The organism is Massilibacteroides vaginae (assembly GCF_900178525.1).
Lineage (GTDB): Bacteria > Bacteroidota > Bacteroidia > Bacteroidales > Tannerellaceae > Massilibacteroides > Massilibacteroides vaginae.
The window spans coordinates 880,218-896,805 of record NZ_FXDJ01000009.1 but is presented as its reverse complement, the minus strand read 5'-3'; the positions used below and the strand labels follow the sequence as shown (position 1 = coordinate 896,805).

Sequence of the window (16,588 nt, the reverse complement as noted above, 5' to 3'; positions counted from 1 at the left end):
ATGACCTGTTTTGAGAAAGCACTGTTAGTAAAAGACGAGTTACTCACCCTTATTCCGCAGCGTCCGCCAATGGTTATGGTTGACGCTTTCTACGGTATTTTTGGTGAGATATCTTGTTCAGGACTAACCGTTGGGGAAGATTGTCTTTTCTGTTCGGACGGACAATTAGACGAATGTGGAATTATAGAACATATCGCGCAATCAGCGGCCGCTCGTGTAGGTTATCTTTATAGAAGTAGAAATGAAGAAGTTCCTATCGGATTTTTTGGTTCTGCCGACCAGATCACTATTCATCGTTTACCGAAAGTAGGCGAAGTTCTTCAAACAATAATACGTATAGAACAGGAAGTATTTGATATCACCTTGATCTCTGCTGAAGTAGAATCAGCGGGAAAGCCTGTTGCATCGGGTAAAATGAAGATATTTTTAAAGAAAGATAAATGAGACGAACAAAAACACAAGATGCTTCATTAATTAACCGGACGACAATACGGGTACGCTTCAGTGAAGTAGACTCAATGCACGTGGTATGGCATGGAGAATATGTTCGTTATTTTGAAGACGGACGTGAAAGCTTTGGGAGCGAGTTTGGAATCGGTTATCTGGATATATGCGAAGCCGGTTACGCTGTTCCCATTGTTGAACTAAATGTCAAGTATAAACAATCTCTCGTTTACGGTGATTCTCTAATTATTGAAACACGCTATATACCGACAGAAGCTGCTAAGATACAATTCGAATATATTGCTTACCGCGAAAGTGATCACACGATTGTCGCTATAGCTAATAGCGTACAAGTTTTTGTTGATAAAACATCAGGACAGTTAGTACTGAACACTCCTGATTTTTACAAAGAATGGAAACAAAAATGGGAAATCTGTTGAAGTATACTTATATAACGGCTCCTTCTCTCATCAGTTCTATCGGATTTTCTGTAAATGAGAATATGCAAAATATACGTGCATATAAATCAGGAATAGGGGAAATTGATGATAAAGACATATACAACAAAGTCTTTAATGCAGCTCGTATTGACCAAAAGCAATGGAATCTCGCTGCTGCTGAAGGCGGACTAAATGAATTTACCCCGTTAGAACAACTTTTTATTCTTACTTTACGTGAAACGATTCGGAAGAGCGGTATAAATCCTTCGGATGAGAGTTGCTGTTTGGTGCTGTCTACCACAAAGGGCAATATAGAACGACTTTCAGAAGATGATTCTCCCCAAGAAGTGCTTTTATCCGTATTGGGAGATCGTATCGCAACAGCCTTAGGATTAAAAAACAAACCTATCATTATATCGAATGCTTGCATATCGGGCGTATCGGCTTTAATTGTCGGACGACGAATGATTGCTGCAGGAGAATACAAACATATTTTAGTTGCCGGAGGAGATTTACTGAATCACTTTGTTGTTAGCGGATTCGACTCCTTCAAATCATTAAGCGCGACCGCTTGCCGTCCGTTTGATCAGGATAGAGACGGACTTTCTCTCGGAGAAGCCTGCGGATCTGTACTCCTCACCACCGAAAAAGATTATGTCCGCGAAAAGGAACCAATCGTACTTGAAAGCGGAGCGATTACCAATGACGCCAATCATATTTCAGGTCCCTCGCGTACGGGAGACGGACTATATATGGCTATCTCAGAAACAATGACTGAAGCGGGGCTTTCCACAGATGATATTTCTTTCTTGAATGTACACGGTACAGGTACAGCCTATAACGATGAAATGGAATCTAAAGCCGTTACTTGGGCGGGTTTACAGAATCTTCCTTTGAATAGTTTGAAATCTTACTGGGGACATACTTTAGGAGCCTCGGGGATTATTGAGACTATTGCTTGCATGGAAGAATTGCTTAGCGGTGAGGTCTTCGGCACATTCGGATACAAGAACAACGGTGTTCCTTGCGCTTTAAATATCAGTGAAGAACATCGCTCCTTTGACCTGAAACGTTGCATTAAAACAGCTTCAGGATTTGGAGGATGCAATGCTGCTATTTCACTTGCGCTGGAAAAGGAAGCGAAAGCAATACCTACTCTTTCTCCTGCTATATATAAGATCAAAAGTCAATGCCTGATAACAAACGGAGAGATAAAGGTAAACGACCAGCTTGTTTTCAAGCTAACAGATGCCGACTTTCCCGACTTTATCCGCGCGGCATATAAAGACCGACAAGTAGACGATCGTAAGTTTTATAAAATGGACGATCTCTGTAAGCTTGGCTATATGGCGACTACGTTTCTTCTAACTGTAGAAGAACTGAAAAAGAACTACAATCCCGAAGAGATCGCACTTATTTTTGCCAATAGATCCTCTTCATTAGATACAGACAAACAACATCAAACAATTATAGAAAGCGGAACGGAAGCAAGTCCGGCTGTTTTTGTTTACACACTACCGAACGTGGTAATGGGAGAACTCTGCATCCGTTATGGAATTAAAGGAGAAAACACTTTCTTTATTCAGGATAAGTATGACGAAACATTCCTGATGGACTATGCTTCGCTTATTCTTAGTGGAAACAAACTCAAGGCTTGCCTTATTGGTTGGTGCGAGTTGGTCGGAGAAAAGTACGAAGCCCGTTTCAGCTGGTTAGAAAAAACAAATTAAATGATATAAATCATGACTGCATTAAAACAAGAATTAAAAGAAGCTTTAATTGACACACTGCATCTGGAAGATATAACACCGGAAGAAATAGAAGACGCCGCTCCTTTGTTTGGAGACGAAGGTTTAGGGCTCGATTCTATTGACGCGTTGGAAATTATCCTGATCTTAGAAAGAAACTACGGAATCCGAATTGAGAAACCTTCAGAAGGTAAAGAGATCTTCTACTCTATTCAAACATTAGCGGATTATATCTCGGAACATAGAAAGAAATGAACGTTTGCATTACAGGTATAGGTTGTATTTCCGGTATCGGAAATGATGTTGAAGCGCATCTTCAAGCTTTTCGGCAGGGCAAAAGCGGATTAGGGAAGGTTACCCTTTTCCCGACAAACCACCATGTACCTGTTTCTGAAGTAAAGTTGAGCAATGAGGGCCTAAAAGAGAGACTTGGTTTACCTTCCTCTAAGGTATACTCACGTACGTCTTTACTCGGACTTTCTGCTGCACACGAAGCTTTAAAGGATTCGGGGGTAACGATAAACTCTGGATTACGAATCGGACTTATTTCTTCTACTTCAACGGGAGGTATGGATGTAAGTGAAAACCATTATCCTACCTTCCGGGAGAATCCAACTAAGGGACATTTACGTTACTTTGCCACACATGATGCCGGAGATAGTACCGAGAAAATAGCGGATCATTTAGGTATTACCGGAATGCGTACAACAATCAGTACGGCTTGTTCTTCCGCTGCTAATTCGCTTTTACTTGCGGCAAGACTAATCCGGCAAGGGATATTGGATGTCGCCATTGCAGGCGGAACGGACGCTTTATGCAAGTTTACGTTGAATGGCTTCGCTTCATTGATGATCCTGGATAATGAACCTTGCCGCCCTTTCGACAATACTCGTGCCGGACTCAACCTGGGAGAAGGCGCGGGCTACGTTGTTCTACAATCGGAAGCAACCATCAAGCGCAAACCTTATGCAACCCTATCCGGCTATGCAAATGCCAATGACGCTTACCATCAGACAGCCTCTTCCGCGGAAGGGACAGGAGCATTCCTGGCGATGAAAGCAGCTTTATGCAGGGCCGGCGTTTCTCCTTCGCAAGTAGACTATATCAATGGGCACGGAACAGGAACACCAAACAATGACGCCTCTGAATCAACCGCTATCAACCGTCTCTTTGAAGGAAACATACCTCCGTTTAGTTCCACGAAAGCATTTACCGGGCATACTCTTGGTGCAGCCGGCGGAATTGAAGCGGTATTCTCTGTTTTATCTATTGAATACGGAATCTTGTATCCCAATCTCAACTTCTCTACGCCCATGGAAGAGAATGGAATGATCCCCGTACTTACCTATAAAGAAGGCGAACAAATCGAGAATGTATTATCCAACTCTTTTGGATTCGGCGGAAATAATACATCTTTGTTATTTCAACGGTATAAATCAACACTATGTTAAGTCACCCCGTCTATATTGAACGTGCTACAGCCTCTTTTCAGTCAGCAGAAAACGGTTTTGTCTTTGCTGAGCCCGACTATAAAGTCTGGATAAAGAATGCCAATATGCGACGCCGAATGAGCCGAATGGTACGAATGGGTGTAGCTACCGGAATGGAATGTTTAGACGGAATTACCGAACCTATAGACGCGATACTAACAGCAACCGGATACGGTTGTCTCACGGATACGGAGATCTTTATGAATTCCTTTCTAGACACGGACGAGCAACAACCATCCCCCAGTTCGTTCATTCAATCAACGTTCAACACAATTGGCGCACAGTTGGCGATCCTTACGGATAATCATCAATATAACAACACATACGTACACCGGGGCTTTTCGTTTGAGAGTGCTTTGGCTGACGCTATTTCTCTTCTCGCTGAAGGAGATGCACGTAAAGTTTTGGCTGGAGCAACAGATGAAATGACGCCGACTTTGAATACATTGTTAGGAAGAATGGGAAATTGGAAACACTACGCTCCCGGCGAAGGAGCCGCCTTTTTCCTTTTATCCTCTACCCCACCGGAACAAACACCCGCTATCATCATTCAGGACATTGAAATGATTACGGGCGACTATACTAAAGAAGAACTTCAGCACTTGGCCGATAACTTTATTGCAAAGCATGGAATTCAAACAGCGAAGTTTATATCACCCGATTCATATAAATGCTTTTGCGGAGAGTATCCTACCTCAACCTCTTTCGCGTTATGGATGGCTTGCAAAGCACCTGAACTATTTAAAACGGGATTACCTATTGTTATTTGTAACTCCTTTCTGAAAAATCATTCTTTTATTCTGTTAAGATCAACTTTATGATTTTATGGGCCGTCATACTAATTGTATTGATTTGCATATCCGTTTTTTTCGTGTATGCTTCTTATCGTATTTCGGCCGGCATTTATATGAAATCATACTGCAAAGGAAAGACTTCTCAGAAAGTAATAGCCCTTACCTTTGACGACGGTCCCGACCCGAAATTCACCCCTTCTATTTTAAGCATATTAAAAGAATTCAATGCTCCCGCTACCTTCTTTTGTATTGGCGAAAAGTGTGAGGCTGCACCTCATCTGCTAAAAGAGATTCAGGCAGCAGGACATTTAATAGGGAACCATAGTTATACCCACCGTCCAGCTTTCCCGTGTTATTCGAAAACGAAGATGAGTACCGAGCTTACCCGAACGGCCGAGAGCATCGAACAAATCACGGGGCATAAAACGAACTTATTCCGGCCTCCGTTCGGTGTAACAAACCCGACAGTTGCTTCGGTCGTACACCGTTTAGGATATCACTCGATTGGTTGGAGTATCCGTTCTTTCGACACCCGAAACGAATCGAAAGAGCGAATTCTGAAACGAATTATCCGACAGATAGAACCCGGAGCGGTTATTCTTCTTCACGACCGGATGCCACATACCGCATCTATTCTCCGTAATCTTTTAGTATATTTGAAGGATCAAAACTATCAGGTAGTCTCGCTTGATCGGATGTTTGATTTATCTTAATCGTATGAAACAGTTATTCATTTTCTTTCTTTCGCTATTCTGCGTCAGCTCATTGTCAGCTCAGTTGACACCACTTCGGGATATTGCCGTCTTTCAGGAGAAGCTGAAACAACAAGCCGCTGATATCACTTCTATCGAAAGCGACTTTGTACAGGAGAAGTATCTTTCCGTATTTGAGGATAAGATAGAATCGACCGGTCGTTTCTATTACCGCAAGGAAAACAAGATCAGAATGGATTATATCTCCCCGATCAGCTACGAAATAACGATCAATGAAGGAAAACTTCGTATGGTAACCGAAGGGAAGCCTCAGGTGGTCGACCTCGGCAGCAATAAAATGATGAACGGGATGAAAACGATGATATCGGCCTGTATGATAGGTGACCTTAAAGGAGTAGAGCAAGAATATAAACTTAGCTATTTCGAGAACCCTCAGCATTACGTTGTTAAGATACAGCCGCTTTCGCAGAATGTCCGCGCGTATATTTATGAGATAACGATTTCATTCAATCGCTCGAATTTCGCCGTTTCAACTCTGAAACTATCCGAGACAGAGAAAGACTATACCGAGTTTCATTTCAAGAACCAACGTTATAATACGCTGACTACAGATGAAAAGTTCCTTATTCGTTAGTTTACTTTCTTTACTCCTCTGCGTCTCCGCCTGTGCCCCCGGCATACGGAGCGGATACAAGCGGGCGGAACAGACAACGATCAGGAAATCAGAGCTTCCACCGATGATTCCGGAATCTTCCGAGCTACGCAAGTTTCATATGGAGATAACGTTCGGCAAACGAAATTTCAGCGGACTTTTGCTTCTCAGACAGCAAGCAGATAGCTCACGCATCTTATTTACTACTCACTTCGGTCTGACGATCTTCGATCTGGCAATGGATAAAAACTCGTATGAGATCCGTCAATGCATCCCTCCTCTACACAAAAAGCAGTTATTCAATTTATTACACCGTGACCTAACTGTTTTATTCGGACAACAATTAGCCGATCAAAACAAAGCGATCGTCTATGAAAACAATAAAAAACAAAACACGATTGTCTACAAACTAAAGAACACAGAAGCTAAAGGGCATTACCGCAAACAGCTTTCAACGAATACCGTAGACAAGATCACCTTCGGCTCTATTTTAGGAAAAACAGATATAAGCCTTCAACAAACTTCTCAATCAGAAACAGATTCGATTGTTGTCTCCCACCCCCTATTAAAACTTCGCTTCAGCATCACAGCTTTTTAGCTGTTCGAACCTCCTTCTTTTCATTTTACACGGACTAACTCACTGATAATAAAATACAACTTCAATCATCAATAGATTTGGGCAGAACTAAGCGAGCATCTATGGTCAGCTTAGAAAAGGCAAACAACTTTTTCCCCAAATCTTTTAATGAAGCCCCAATATGATATATTTCTGATTCATCAATTATTAAGAAACGATCATGTACTTGCTTATGTTCACAAATTGTTATTTCCGGATATTGCATATTATGTTTCTTCAGATCCAATCTTAATTCATTGGTGAATCTTCCGGTAAAAACCGATGCGGTAACATGTGGTTTCCTCTTTGTTAACATCAAGAGAATAGTCTTTCAAAATGGTTGTTGACCAAATACGAAATTGAACTCCACGCTTTGAATTAACACGATAACCGACAGAGATAATCATATCTAAATTATAAAAATCTAATTCCCGATTAACATTCCGATTACCTTCTTTTCGAACTACTCGATTTTTTCGAGTAGTTGATATTGCTTCAAGCTCTTCTGCATTATAAATCTCTTTGATATGATAGGTGATTGTATGTTCTTTCACATCAAACAAACTGGACATTTGCGCCTGCGTCAACCAAACAGTTTCGTCCTCTATACGCACCTCTAATTTCACCGCTTCATTCGGTTGGTATAGTATTATTTCTCCGTGTTGTTCCATTTTATTCATTATTCTATCACAAAAATAGCAGAAATCAATTAACACGGGTTCAAATAGCACAAAAATAAAATGAATTTCAGAGCATTTTATGCAAAATGACTATCAAAGACATATTCTATTATTTATACTGAACTTAAAAGAATATAAACCATTCGAAACCCTTCGTTTTTCACATTTTTTATGTTAAAAACAAGGGTGATTTGCCCTCAAATTCGCTCTTTTAAAAGCCCTTGATTTTCAATCCCTCTAAAGGGGCGAAAAACATAAAGGTTATTTTTCGAAAAATAAAGGATGTTTTCAAAAAGATAAAGGTTATCTTTTTAAAGATATTACTATGTTTATTTTGAGGACTCTTTTATGGCAAAATCGAATTGTTAATTTTAACTCGGAAAATCATTTCTATCGGACGAATATTCCATCGGGTTTGAAAAGGCGCAGAAAACCTTCCTTTTGGCACAGAAACTTTTTACCTTTGCGCAATTCAATAATGAACAAAAGACAGAAATGCTAACCGATTTATACGAGATAAAGCCAGGGACAGAGGAGACAGGAAAATATTCATTCGAAGTTTTTCTAAATCAGAATCATGCAGTCTATAGCGGTCACTTTCCGGGTCTACCGGTTACTCCGGGTGTTTGTCTGCTTCATATCGTTAAAGCGTGTGCGTTGAAGATCATAAACAAAGCCTTGCGTTATGAGCATATCAAAACTTGCAAGTTTCTGTCTGTCGTTAATCCTGAAGAGAATAACCGGCTGTTGGTCAATCTGGAAATAGACGACAATAACATGATACGGGCTTCTGTAAACGCAGAAGACAAGACTGTTCTCAAATTGAAAGCGAAGCTTATCGAATTATGACAATAGCAGAACAAGAAATAATTGTCATTATTCCAACGTACAATAATGCGGGAACATTGGGACAAGTAATTCGGGATGTTCTCTCCTACGCTCTGCCTGTGCTTGTTGTCAACGATGGCTCTACGGATAACACGTCCGAGATTCTTAAAGAGTTTCCTCAGATACAGGCGATTGAATACGCAAAGAATAAAGGAAAAGGGCACGCTCTGCGAACCGGCCTTTCCTCGGCAACGAAACAAGGCTATCGCTATGCTATTACAATTGATTCTGACGGACAGCATTTTGCGTCGGATATTCCGGTTTTCTTACGTGAGATAGAGCGAACTCCAGACAGTTTGTTGATCGGTTCGCGTAATCTGGATTCCGAAAACATGCCGGGAAAGAATTCATTTGCCAATCGGTTCTCCAATTTCTGGTTCCGTTTGGAAACAGGAGTGAAATTAGCGGATACGCAATCCGGATTCCGCCTTTATCCACTAAAGAAAATACAGAATATACGAACACTCACAACCAAGTACGAGTACGAACTGGAGCTGATTGTCCGCGCTGCCTGGAAAGGCATCACTGTACGTAATATTCCCGTAAACGTTTACTATCCTCCCAGGGAAGAACGAGTAAGCCATTTCCGCCCTTTCCGGGATTTCACACGGATCAGTCTGCTGAATACAGTACTTGTTCTGCTTGCCTTTCTTTGGTACTGGCCGCTTACTTGTTTTCGTTCAATCACGAAAGAGAATGTCCGCAACTTTATCTCTACAAACATCACCAACTCAGGAGAGTCTAACATACGCATTTCGTCGGCTGTCGGATTCGGAGTCTTCATGGGAATTGTTCCTATCTGGGGGTATCAGATGATCGCGGCAGGAGTATTGGCTCATTTAATGAAATTAAATAAGGTGATCACCCTGGTTGCTTCGAATATTAGTCTGCCGCCAATGATTCCCTTTCTGCTTTTCGGAAGTTATGCCATGGGAGGCTGGGTGCTGGGCTATCCGATTACACTCTCTTTTCATGAGGTTACGTTCGAGACGTTGAAAGATTCGCTGATTCAGTATTTAGTCGGGAGTATGGTCTTTGCTACTCTCTGCGGACTATTGGCCGGACTGATTTGCTTCTGTGTTCTGTCCGTTACCCGTAAACCCAAACCTGTTTGCAATGGGTAAATTCTTCGTACATATTTATACGGTACTCCACCGCCATCCGGTTCTCAGGAATTTTCTTTTGTTCGGCAGTTTTATACTGATGCTCATCTTTGCCGTTCAGATAAAACCGGAGGAAGATATAACTCGCTTCTTCCCTGACAGCAAAGATTCGAAGCGAACGGAAGAGGTCTTTAAGAATCTCAAAGTCAAGGATAAGATCATCGTAATGCTCTCATCACGAGACACATTAAATCCGGTGTTACCCGGAGATCTGATTCAAGCAGGAACGCAACTGAATGAAAATCTGTCTGAAGAAGATATGTCTGAGTATATCACCGACATTACATTTAAGATAGACTCAGAAGTAATGGGCAAACTCACGGGATTGATATACGAACATCTACCTGCATTTCTGCGTGATGAAGACTTCGCCCGCATGGATTCCCTGTTTACAGCAGAAGGTATAGCAGACCGAATGCGCACAAACTACATGAATCTCTTATCGCCAACAGGGATGGCCACCGGCAAGATGATGACTAAAGATCCCATGGGCCTGGGCTTTTCCGCGCTAAAACGACTACAGGAATTCCAGAACACATCGAATTACGAGCTTTGGCAGGATCACATTTTCTCACCGGATATGTCTACTCTGCTCCTCATCCTTTCGCCGAAATATGGCATAGGAAGTACAGGCAAGAACGATATACTGATTAAGTCGATCGAAGAAATGATCGCGCTCACGGAACATGATTTCTCTGAGGTATCAGTTACTTACTTTGGTGGTCCGGCGGTAAGCGTATACAATGCCCGACAGATAAAGTCGGATACTATGCTGACGCTGACAATCGCATTGCTGATCATTATCGTATTTGTTTCGGTTGTATTCAGAAGCCGCTCCGCCTTGTTGCTGATCCTTCTACCGGTGATTTACGGCGGAACATTCGCTTTGGCACTCATTTTCCTGATCAAAGGCTCTATTTCAGCGATCGCGATCGGCGCGGGAACGATTGTTTTTGGTATCGCGCTGAGTTATTCGATACATGTGCTTTCACATTTTAATCATGTCACGTCTATTCCTCAACTCATAAAGGAACTGGCTTATCCGCTGACAGTTGGCAGCTTTACAACAATCGGTGCATTCCTGGGATTATTATTTACCACCTCTGCTTTATTGCGCGATTTTGGCTTATTCTCCGCCCTTTCCTTAGTAGGAACAACCTTTTTCTGCCTCATATTCTTACCTCACCTGCTGAAGAAGAAAGCCGATAGCCAACAATCAAATAAAGTATTGCAACTCATCGAACGCATCAACGGATACGCCTATGAGAAAAATAAGCCGCTTATTATATCGCTTACCCTTATTTTCCTGGCTTGCATCTACCTATCAGGAAAAGTAGGTTTCGATGGAAATATGATGAACATCAACTTCGAGCCACCTCATCTGAAAGCGGCAGAAGAGAAGCTGACCGATTTATTTCAGACAGACAACAAAACAACACTATTTATCTCGAGTGGCGAATCAACAAACGAAGCCTTACAACAATACAATGAGACGAATCGCAAGCTTGAAAAGCTACGTGATGAAGGCCTGATTAAGAATTTCTCTTCAGCCGAAAGCTTGCTGATCCCAATAGAAGTACAGCAAGAACGAATAGCACGCTGGCAATCCTTTTGGACGGCAGAGAAGAAAGCATTTGTAAAAGAAGAGATCCGAAAGAATCTGCATAAATACCGGTTTAAGGAAGCCTCATTTCAAGAGGCCTTTGCCCTACTGGAAGAGAATTATAAACCACTTGTTTTTGACAATGGTTCCTCCGTATCACTACTGGATGACTGGATGGTAAATGCTTCTGATATAGCGATGTTCATCACGCAGGTAAAGTTAGACGAGTCTCACAAAGAAGCTGTCTACGAACAATTTACAGGTGAAAACAAACCGATTATCTTCGACCGTTCGTTTTATGCAAATCAATGGGTCGCATCCATTCACGACAATTTTTATTTAGTACTGTATATTTCATCCTTCCTGATCTTTTTCGCTTTACTTATCTCCTACGGACGGTTAGAACTTACGTTAATGACATTAGCTCCGCTGACCATAAGCTGGGTAATGATTCTTGGTCTGATGGCAATTACCGGGACTGAATTCAACATTGTCAACATCATCCTCTCCACCTTTATCTTCGGTTTGGGAGACGACTTCTGTATTTTCATCATGGATGGTTTATTGCAGGAGTACCGGACGGGTAAAAAAGTATTGAACGCACATAAAACGGCTATTTTCTTCTCATCGTTTACTGCCGTTGTCGGATTAGGCGCCTTAGTTTTCGCACAGCATCCCGCTTTGCAATCCATTTCTGTTATTTCTCTGCTGGGGATGTGCTCGGTTGTGTTGGTTTCTTATACTTTATTGCCTATCCTTTTCCGGTTCTTTATTGCAAAACCAACGGCAAAAGGAAATTACCCATACACAATCAGCTCGATATTAACTACCGTTTGGTTCTTCAATCTGTTCCTGATCGGTTGTTCGTTGATGGTTGGATTAGCGTCTATCCTTATACTTATCCCGGTAAAGCGCAATCGGAAGAAGGCGTGGTTTAGTTTAACATTGATGCATTTGTTGCGAGTTTTCTTAAAAACCACCTGGCCCGCGCGCAAAATCACAAAGAACTTCTCCTCAGAATCCTTTGAGAAGCCGGCTATCATTGTGGCTAATCATCAGTCTTTCTTAGATATCTTACTACTATTGTCACTTGCCCCTAAATTGGTTATGGTCACCAATAGTTGGGTGTGGCAATCTCCTTTCTTCGGACGCATCGTTCGTTACGCGGACTTTATGCATACGACCGAAGGCTATGAAAATGCATTGGAACATTTAAAAAAGAAAGTGGCGGAAGGCTATTCCGTTATTGTTTTTCCGGAAGGTACCCGTTCAATAGATTGTCAGGTAAAGCGTTTCCACAAAGGAGCGTTCTATCTCGCCCACGAACTTCAATTAGATATTATCCCCATCATTCTGTATGGAACAGGAATGGTCATTTCCAAGAGACAGCCTTTCTATATCAAACGAGGCATTCTCGCCATGCATATCTATCCTCGCATCAAGCACAATGAAGATGTGTCTTATCAGGAGAGAACAAAAAAGACTGCTACTTTTTTCCGGGAGAAATACGCGGAGGCAGTAGCATTATACGGTACATCCGATAACCCTCATTTCTACCAACAACTGGTTACGAATTACATTTACAAAGGTCCTGTCGAAGAATGGTATACGCGCATCAAGGTTAAATTAGAAGATCAATATACACTCTTTCATAACCTGATCCCACGAGAAGCAAAAATAACGGATGTCGGTTGTGGCTTCGGTATGATGCCATATATGTTAAATATGTATGCTGATACACGCACGATAGAAGGTCTGGATTACGATGAAGACAAGGTGGCCGTAGCCAATCATAATTTCTCCAAGAACGAACAACTTTCTTTCAGACATGCCGATGCCTTAACGGCCGACTTACAGGAAAGCGATGTGTTTATCATCAGCGATATGCTGCATTATATTGATTTCGATTCACAACAACAACTATTGAGCAGATGCGCGCAACGGCTCCTTCCCGGAGGAATGCTGATTGTACGAGATAGTGACGCGGGAAAGCAGGAAAAACACGCTCTAACCCGGTTGACAGAACTCTTCTCTACCCGTTTGTTAGGCTTTAACAAAAAAGTAAATGCACTTTATTTCCCGGATAAAGCTCAGTTTGTTGGTTTCGCGGAACGACATAATCTAAAAATGCAAGCATTTGAAAATGACAAACTAACGTCTAATACCATTTATTTGTTTACCAGACAAGAAACGATTGTACATGAAATATGATGTTGTTATTATAGGAAGCGGACTAAGCGGTCTTATTTGTGCCACCACGTTAAGCAAAGAAGGGTTTAATGTCTGTGTATTGGAAAAGAATCCACTTGCAGGAGGTTGCTTCCAATCATTCAAACGTAATGGCAGAGTTTTAGATACCGGAATTCATTATGTAGGTAGCTTAGATGAAGGGGAAGTACTGAGACAATATTTCAATTACTTCGGCATCATGGATAAGTTGCAAATCAAACGATTGGATGAAACGGGGTTTGACCTGATCCATTTTAGGGACCATGTTTACTCCTATGCGATCGGGCACGAACGTTTTATTGAAACACTCGTTAAGGATTTTCCACAAGAAAGAGAAGCTCTCATTCAGTATACGAATAGATTGAAGCAAATCGGTTATGGAATAAGCTTGTCGCAATTAAAATCCGGCAAATTATCTTCCGGCGATATATCCAACTTCCATCAATCAGCTTGGGAGGAGATCTATAAGACAACCTCAAACGATACGCTTCGTCAGGTACTTACCGGTACGGCTATGCTCTACGCAGGTGATCAGAATGTGTCTAACTTTTACCATCACGCGATGATCAACAACTCATATATCCAGGGAGCTTATCGTTTTGTGAATGGAAGTCAGCAGGTAGCCGACGCGTTGATTGAAGAGATAAAACAAAATGGCGGTACAGTACGCTGCAATGCAAATGTAACCCATTTAGGCATTGAAGATAAATTAGTCAACTCCGTCGAAATAAATGGGGAAGAGAGTATTTCCGCCAAGTATGTGATTTCGTCTTTACATCCTGCGGTACTAACCTCTTTACTTGAAAAAACAAATCTGATACGCAAGGCTTATATCTCACGTATGCAATCCCTGTCAAACTCTTACGGCTTCTTCTCTGCTTATTTAATTCAAAAACCGGGCACGACTCCTTATCTGAATCATAATATCTATATACACGGAGAAGATAACGCCTGGTATGCTTCTAAGCACAAGGAAGATAAGAGAATAAACACATGCATGGTTTCTATGCAGGCATCCGCTCTATCAGAAAAACACACAGAGGTGATCTACTTGTTGTCGCCTATGTATTTTGATGAAGTAAGCCGCTGGACGGATACAGATGTAGAGCAAAGAGGCGACGAATATAAAGAGTTTAAAGCCCGTAAAGCAGAGGAACTGATCCGGTTTGTAGAACGGTATTATCCCGGATTATGCCAAAATACCCAAAAGATATACACAGCGACTCCTCTCACCTATCGTGACTATACAGGAACACCGGAAGGATCGGCATACGGCATCATAAAGGATTACAAGAATCCGCTTGCCACACTTGTTTCTTCTCGTACCCGCATAACCAACCTATTGCAAACCGGACAAAACCTCAACGTACACGGTGCATTGGGAGTAACGCTTACAGCTATGCTTACTTGTTCGGAACTTTTAGGAAAAGAATATTTAGCGAAAAAAGTAAGCGATGCATAAGAAGACGATCATAAAAGCGATTAAATATACAGGCTTATGTCTGGCCGGTGTCGTATTGCTTCTCTTTCTTTATCTGACAGGGCTTTACTTTTCCGCGGATATGAAGCAACCGGACTTCAGCGATATAAATCAAAATGCCTATAGCTTAGTTAAAAGTGACAGCTTACGTACGTACGGTCCGAACTTCTTAAAGAAAAGCAAAAGCGGTTTATGGGAAATCGTGCTAAGAGGTAGCGCACCCGAACGAGGAATCGCTTTTGGCAAATTATCAGAAGATTTACTCTATTATCAGGAGAAAGTATTTGTTGATCAGATTAAGGAGATCATCCCTTCCGAGAGTTATCTCAAGTTCTTGCGTGTCATGCTGATCTTATTTAATCGTAATATGGGTGAATATGTGCCTTTGGAGAACCGAGAAGAGATATATGGTATATCCTTATCGTGCACACATGAGTATGATGCCATAGGAACTCCATATGAACGTCAATTAAATTATCACGGAGCGCATGATATCGGTCATGCGATGCAAAGCTACATGTTGGTAGGTTGTAGTTCTTTTGGCGTATGGGGAGATGAAAGCGCGGATTCGACCTTACTGATCGGGCGGAATTTCGACTTCTATATGGGCGACGACTTTGCCCGCCATAAACTGGTTTCTTTTTATGAACCGGATTCAGGTTATCGTTTCGCGTCTATAGGCTGGGCAGGAATGACGGGAGTTCTTTCGGGTATGAATGAAGCGGGGCTAACGGTGACTATTAACGCGGCTCAATCTACTATGCCTGTTTCCGCAGCTACACCGATCTCAATACTTTGTCGTCAGATACTACAATATGCTTCAACGATTGAAGAAGCTTATCAGATAGCCAATGCTCACAAAACGTTCGTATCCGAGTCAATATTGATCGGATCGGCAAAGGATGGGAAAGCAGCGATTATAGAAAAGTCTCCGGCTAAGACCGCGTTGTTTGAAACGGATAATAACCGGATTATCTGTACAAACCATTACCAGTCGCCCGCTTTTGCAGACGACAAATACAATCAGGAAAACGTCGCTACTTCGGATAGTCCCTATCGTTTTGAAAGACTGACTGAATTGTTAACAGAAAACAAACCTATTGATGCCCCGAAAGCCGTTAATATACTACGCAACTATCAGGGAAAGGCAGGTAAATCCATCGGTTTGGCAAACGAGAAATCCATTAATCAGTTCATCGCGCATCACTCCGTGATCTTCAAACCCGAAGAACGGAAGTTTTGGGTATCTACTTCACCCTGGCAATTAGGAAAATATGTGGCGTATGACCTGAACGATATCTTCAATCTTGACCCGGAAGCTGAGCTTTCAATAGAAACAGAAGCTATTCCGTCCGATCCGTTCCTTCAAACGCAAGCCTATCAAGACCTGCTCACGTACAAGGAACTGATAAAGGAAATACGTCGACATATCAAAACAGAAGAACCATTGGACGAAAAAACACTTCTCCGTTTTCAAAACGCGAACCCGGATAATTTCTTCACTTGGGAACTAAGTGGTGATTACTACGCGGCATTTGGCAAGATGCAAGACGCCTTATCGTGCTGGAAAGAGGCGTTGACAAAAGAAATAGCGCGCGTTCCCGAGCGGCAAAGAATAGAAAAGAAAATCAGAACTAAAGAATAAGAT

Annotated in this window: 14 protein-coding genes and 1 pseudogene; 14 read left to right on the top strand and 1 reads right to left on the bottom strand. The window is 41.9% G+C overall.

All coding sequences use genetic code 11. The annotated features are described in order from the left end of the window. From B9Y81_RS12155 to B9Y81_RS12115, 9 genes are read left to right on the top strand one after another with little or no spacing between them, the layout of a single operon-like run. Complete coding sequence (locus tag B9Y81_RS12155; protein ID WP_085537183.1) at nucleotides 1-444, top strand: hotdog family protein; 444 nt, start codon at nucleotides 1-3, stop codon at nucleotides 442-444. Further along, nucleotides 441-884, top strand: coding sequence for an acyl-CoA thioesterase (locus tag B9Y81_RS12150; protein ID WP_085537182.1), 444 nt, complete (start codon nucleotides 441-443; stop codon nucleotides 882-884). Before B9Y81_RS12155 ends, B9Y81_RS12150 begins: the two co-directional genes overlap by 4 nt. After that, on the top strand, nucleotides 857-2,614 hold the full coding sequence (locus tag B9Y81_RS12145; RefSeq protein WP_245832446.1) for a beta-ketoacyl synthase N-terminal-like domain-containing protein: 1,758 nt from the start codon (nucleotides 857-859) through the stop codon (nucleotides 2,612-2,614). Before B9Y81_RS12150 ends, B9Y81_RS12145 begins: the two co-directional genes overlap by 28 nt. Before the next feature lie 12 nt (nucleotides 2,615-2,626). Next, the gene (locus tag B9Y81_RS12140; protein ID WP_085537180.1) at nucleotides 2,627-2,887 is read left to right on the top strand and encodes a phosphopantetheine-binding protein; all 261 of its coding nucleotides are present in this window, start codon (nucleotides 2,627-2,629) and stop codon (nucleotides 2,885-2,887) included. After that, nucleotides 2,884-4,083 (top strand): beta-ketoacyl-[acyl-carrier-protein] synthase family protein, encoded by a 1,200-nt coding sequence (locus B9Y81_RS12135; RefSeq protein WP_085537179.1) that lies wholly within the window; start codon nucleotides 2,884-2,886, stop codon nucleotides 4,081-4,083. The genes B9Y81_RS12140 and B9Y81_RS12135 overlap by 4 nt, the downstream gene beginning before the upstream one ends. Beyond that, nucleotides 4,077-4,943: a beta-ketoacyl synthase chain length factor gene (locus B9Y81_RS12130; protein WP_085537178.1), complete on the top strand. Its 867-nt coding sequence runs from the start codon at nucleotides 4,077-4,079 to the stop codon at nucleotides 4,941-4,943. Before B9Y81_RS12135 ends, B9Y81_RS12130 begins: the two co-directional genes overlap by 7 nt. Beyond that, nucleotides 4,940-5,629, top strand: coding sequence for a polysaccharide deacetylase family protein (locus tag B9Y81_RS12125; RefSeq protein WP_245832445.1), 690 nt, complete (start codon nucleotides 4,940-4,942; stop codon nucleotides 5,627-5,629). The genes B9Y81_RS12130 and B9Y81_RS12125 overlap by 4 nt, the downstream gene beginning before the upstream one ends. 4 nt (nucleotides 5,630-5,633) lie before the next feature. Beyond that, a complete protein-coding gene (locus B9Y81_RS12120) occupies nucleotides 5,634-6,263 on the top strand; it encodes a flexirubin biosynthesis/transport protein LolA2 (protein ID WP_139822921.1) in 630 nt (209 codons plus the stop codon). Then, entirely contained in the window at nucleotides 6,241-6,879 is a 639-nt protein-coding gene (locus B9Y81_RS12115; protein ID WP_139822920.1) for a flexirubin biosynthesis protein LolB2, read from the top strand. Before B9Y81_RS12120 ends, B9Y81_RS12115 begins: the two co-directional genes overlap by 23 nt. Before the next feature lie 61 nt (nucleotides 6,880-6,940). Here the strand turns inward: B9Y81_RS12115 and B9Y81_RS12110 are convergent. Continuing rightward, nucleotides 6,941-7,568 (bottom strand): annotated as a pseudogene (locus B9Y81_RS12110) (virulence RhuM family protein). Nucleotides 7,569-8,018: 450 nt separating this feature from the next. Between B9Y81_RS12110 and B9Y81_RS12105 the strand changes: the two are divergent. The 5 genes from B9Y81_RS12105 to B9Y81_RS12085 are packed head-to-tail and all read left to right on the top strand — an operon-like array spanning nucleotide 8,019 to nucleotide 16,585. Next, on the top strand, nucleotides 8,019-8,426 hold the full coding sequence (locus tag B9Y81_RS12105; protein WP_139822919.1) for an ApeI family dehydratase: 408 nt from the start codon (nucleotides 8,019-8,021) through the stop codon (nucleotides 8,424-8,426). Continuing rightward, nucleotides 8,423-9,589 carry a DUF2062 domain-containing protein gene (locus B9Y81_RS12100; protein WP_085537174.1) on the top strand — a complete coding sequence of 389 codons (1,167 nt, stop codon included), beginning with the start codon at nucleotides 8,423-8,425 and terminating at the stop codon, nucleotides 9,587-9,589. The genes B9Y81_RS12105 and B9Y81_RS12100 overlap by 4 nt, the downstream gene beginning before the upstream one ends. Then, on the top strand, nucleotides 9,582-13,442 hold the full coding sequence (locus tag B9Y81_RS12095) for a trifunctional MMPL family transporter/lysophospholipid acyltransferase/class I SAM-dependent methyltransferase (RefSeq protein WP_085537173.1): 3,861 nt from the start codon (nucleotides 9,582-9,584) through the stop codon (nucleotides 13,440-13,442). The genes B9Y81_RS12100 and B9Y81_RS12095 overlap by 8 nt, the downstream gene beginning before the upstream one ends. After that, on the top strand, nucleotides 13,432-14,922 hold the full coding sequence (locus tag B9Y81_RS12090) for a phytoene desaturase family protein (protein WP_085537172.1): 1,491 nt from the start codon (nucleotides 13,432-13,434) through the stop codon (nucleotides 14,920-14,922). Before B9Y81_RS12095 ends, B9Y81_RS12090 begins: the two co-directional genes overlap by 11 nt. Continuing rightward, the gene (locus B9Y81_RS12085; RefSeq protein ID WP_085537171.1) at nucleotides 14,915-16,585 is read left to right on the top strand and encodes a C45 family autoproteolytic acyltransferase/hydrolase; all 1,671 of its coding nucleotides are present in this window, start codon (nucleotides 14,915-14,917) and stop codon (nucleotides 16,583-16,585) included. Before B9Y81_RS12090 ends, B9Y81_RS12085 begins: the two co-directional genes overlap by 8 nt. Nucleotides 16,586-16,588: the final 3 nt, after the last annotated feature.

Coding starts and splice junctions, on each gene's coding strand:
- B9Y81_RS12095 (WP_085537173.1), top strand. CDS start 9,582: ATGGGTAAATTCTTCGTACATATTTATACGGTACTCCACCGCCATCCG.
- B9Y81_RS12155 (WP_085537183.1), top strand. CDS start 1: ATGACCTGTTTTGAGAAAGCACTGTTAGTAAAAGACGAGTTACTCACC.
- B9Y81_RS12115 (WP_139822920.1), top strand. CDS start 6,241: ATGAAAAGTTCCTTATTCGTTAGTTTACTTTCTTTACTCCTCTGCGTC.
- B9Y81_RS12140 (WP_085537180.1), top strand. CDS start 2,627: ATGACTGCATTAAAACAAGAATTAAAAGAAGCTTTAATTGACACACTG.
- B9Y81_RS12085 (WP_085537171.1), top strand. CDS start 14,915: ATGCATAAGAAGACGATCATAAAAGCGATTAAATATACAGGCTTATGT.
- B9Y81_RS12125 (WP_245832445.1), top strand. CDS start 4,940: ATGATTTTATGGGCCGTCATACTAATTGTATTGATTTGCATATCCGTT.
- B9Y81_RS12135 (WP_085537179.1), top strand. CDS start 2,884: ATGAACGTTTGCATTACAGGTATAGGTTGTATTTCCGGTATCGGAAAT.
- B9Y81_RS12090 (WP_085537172.1), top strand. CDS start 13,432: ATGAAATATGATGTTGTTATTATAGGAAGCGGACTAAGCGGTCTTATT.
- B9Y81_RS12150 (WP_085537182.1), top strand. CDS start 441: ATGAGACGAACAAAAACACAAGATGCTTCATTAATTAACCGGACGACA.
- B9Y81_RS12120 (WP_139822921.1), top strand. CDS start 5,634: ATGAAACAGTTATTCATTTTCTTTCTTTCGCTATTCTGCGTCAGCTCA.
- B9Y81_RS12100 (WP_085537174.1), top strand. CDS start 8,423: ATGACAATAGCAGAACAAGAAATAATTGTCATTATTCCAACGTACAAT.
- B9Y81_RS12145 (WP_245832446.1), top strand. CDS start 857: ATGGAAACAAAAATGGGAAATCTGTTGAAGTATACTTATATAACGGCT.
- B9Y81_RS12130 (WP_085537178.1), top strand. CDS start 4,077: ATGTTAAGTCACCCCGTCTATATTGAACGTGCTACAGCCTCTTTTCAG.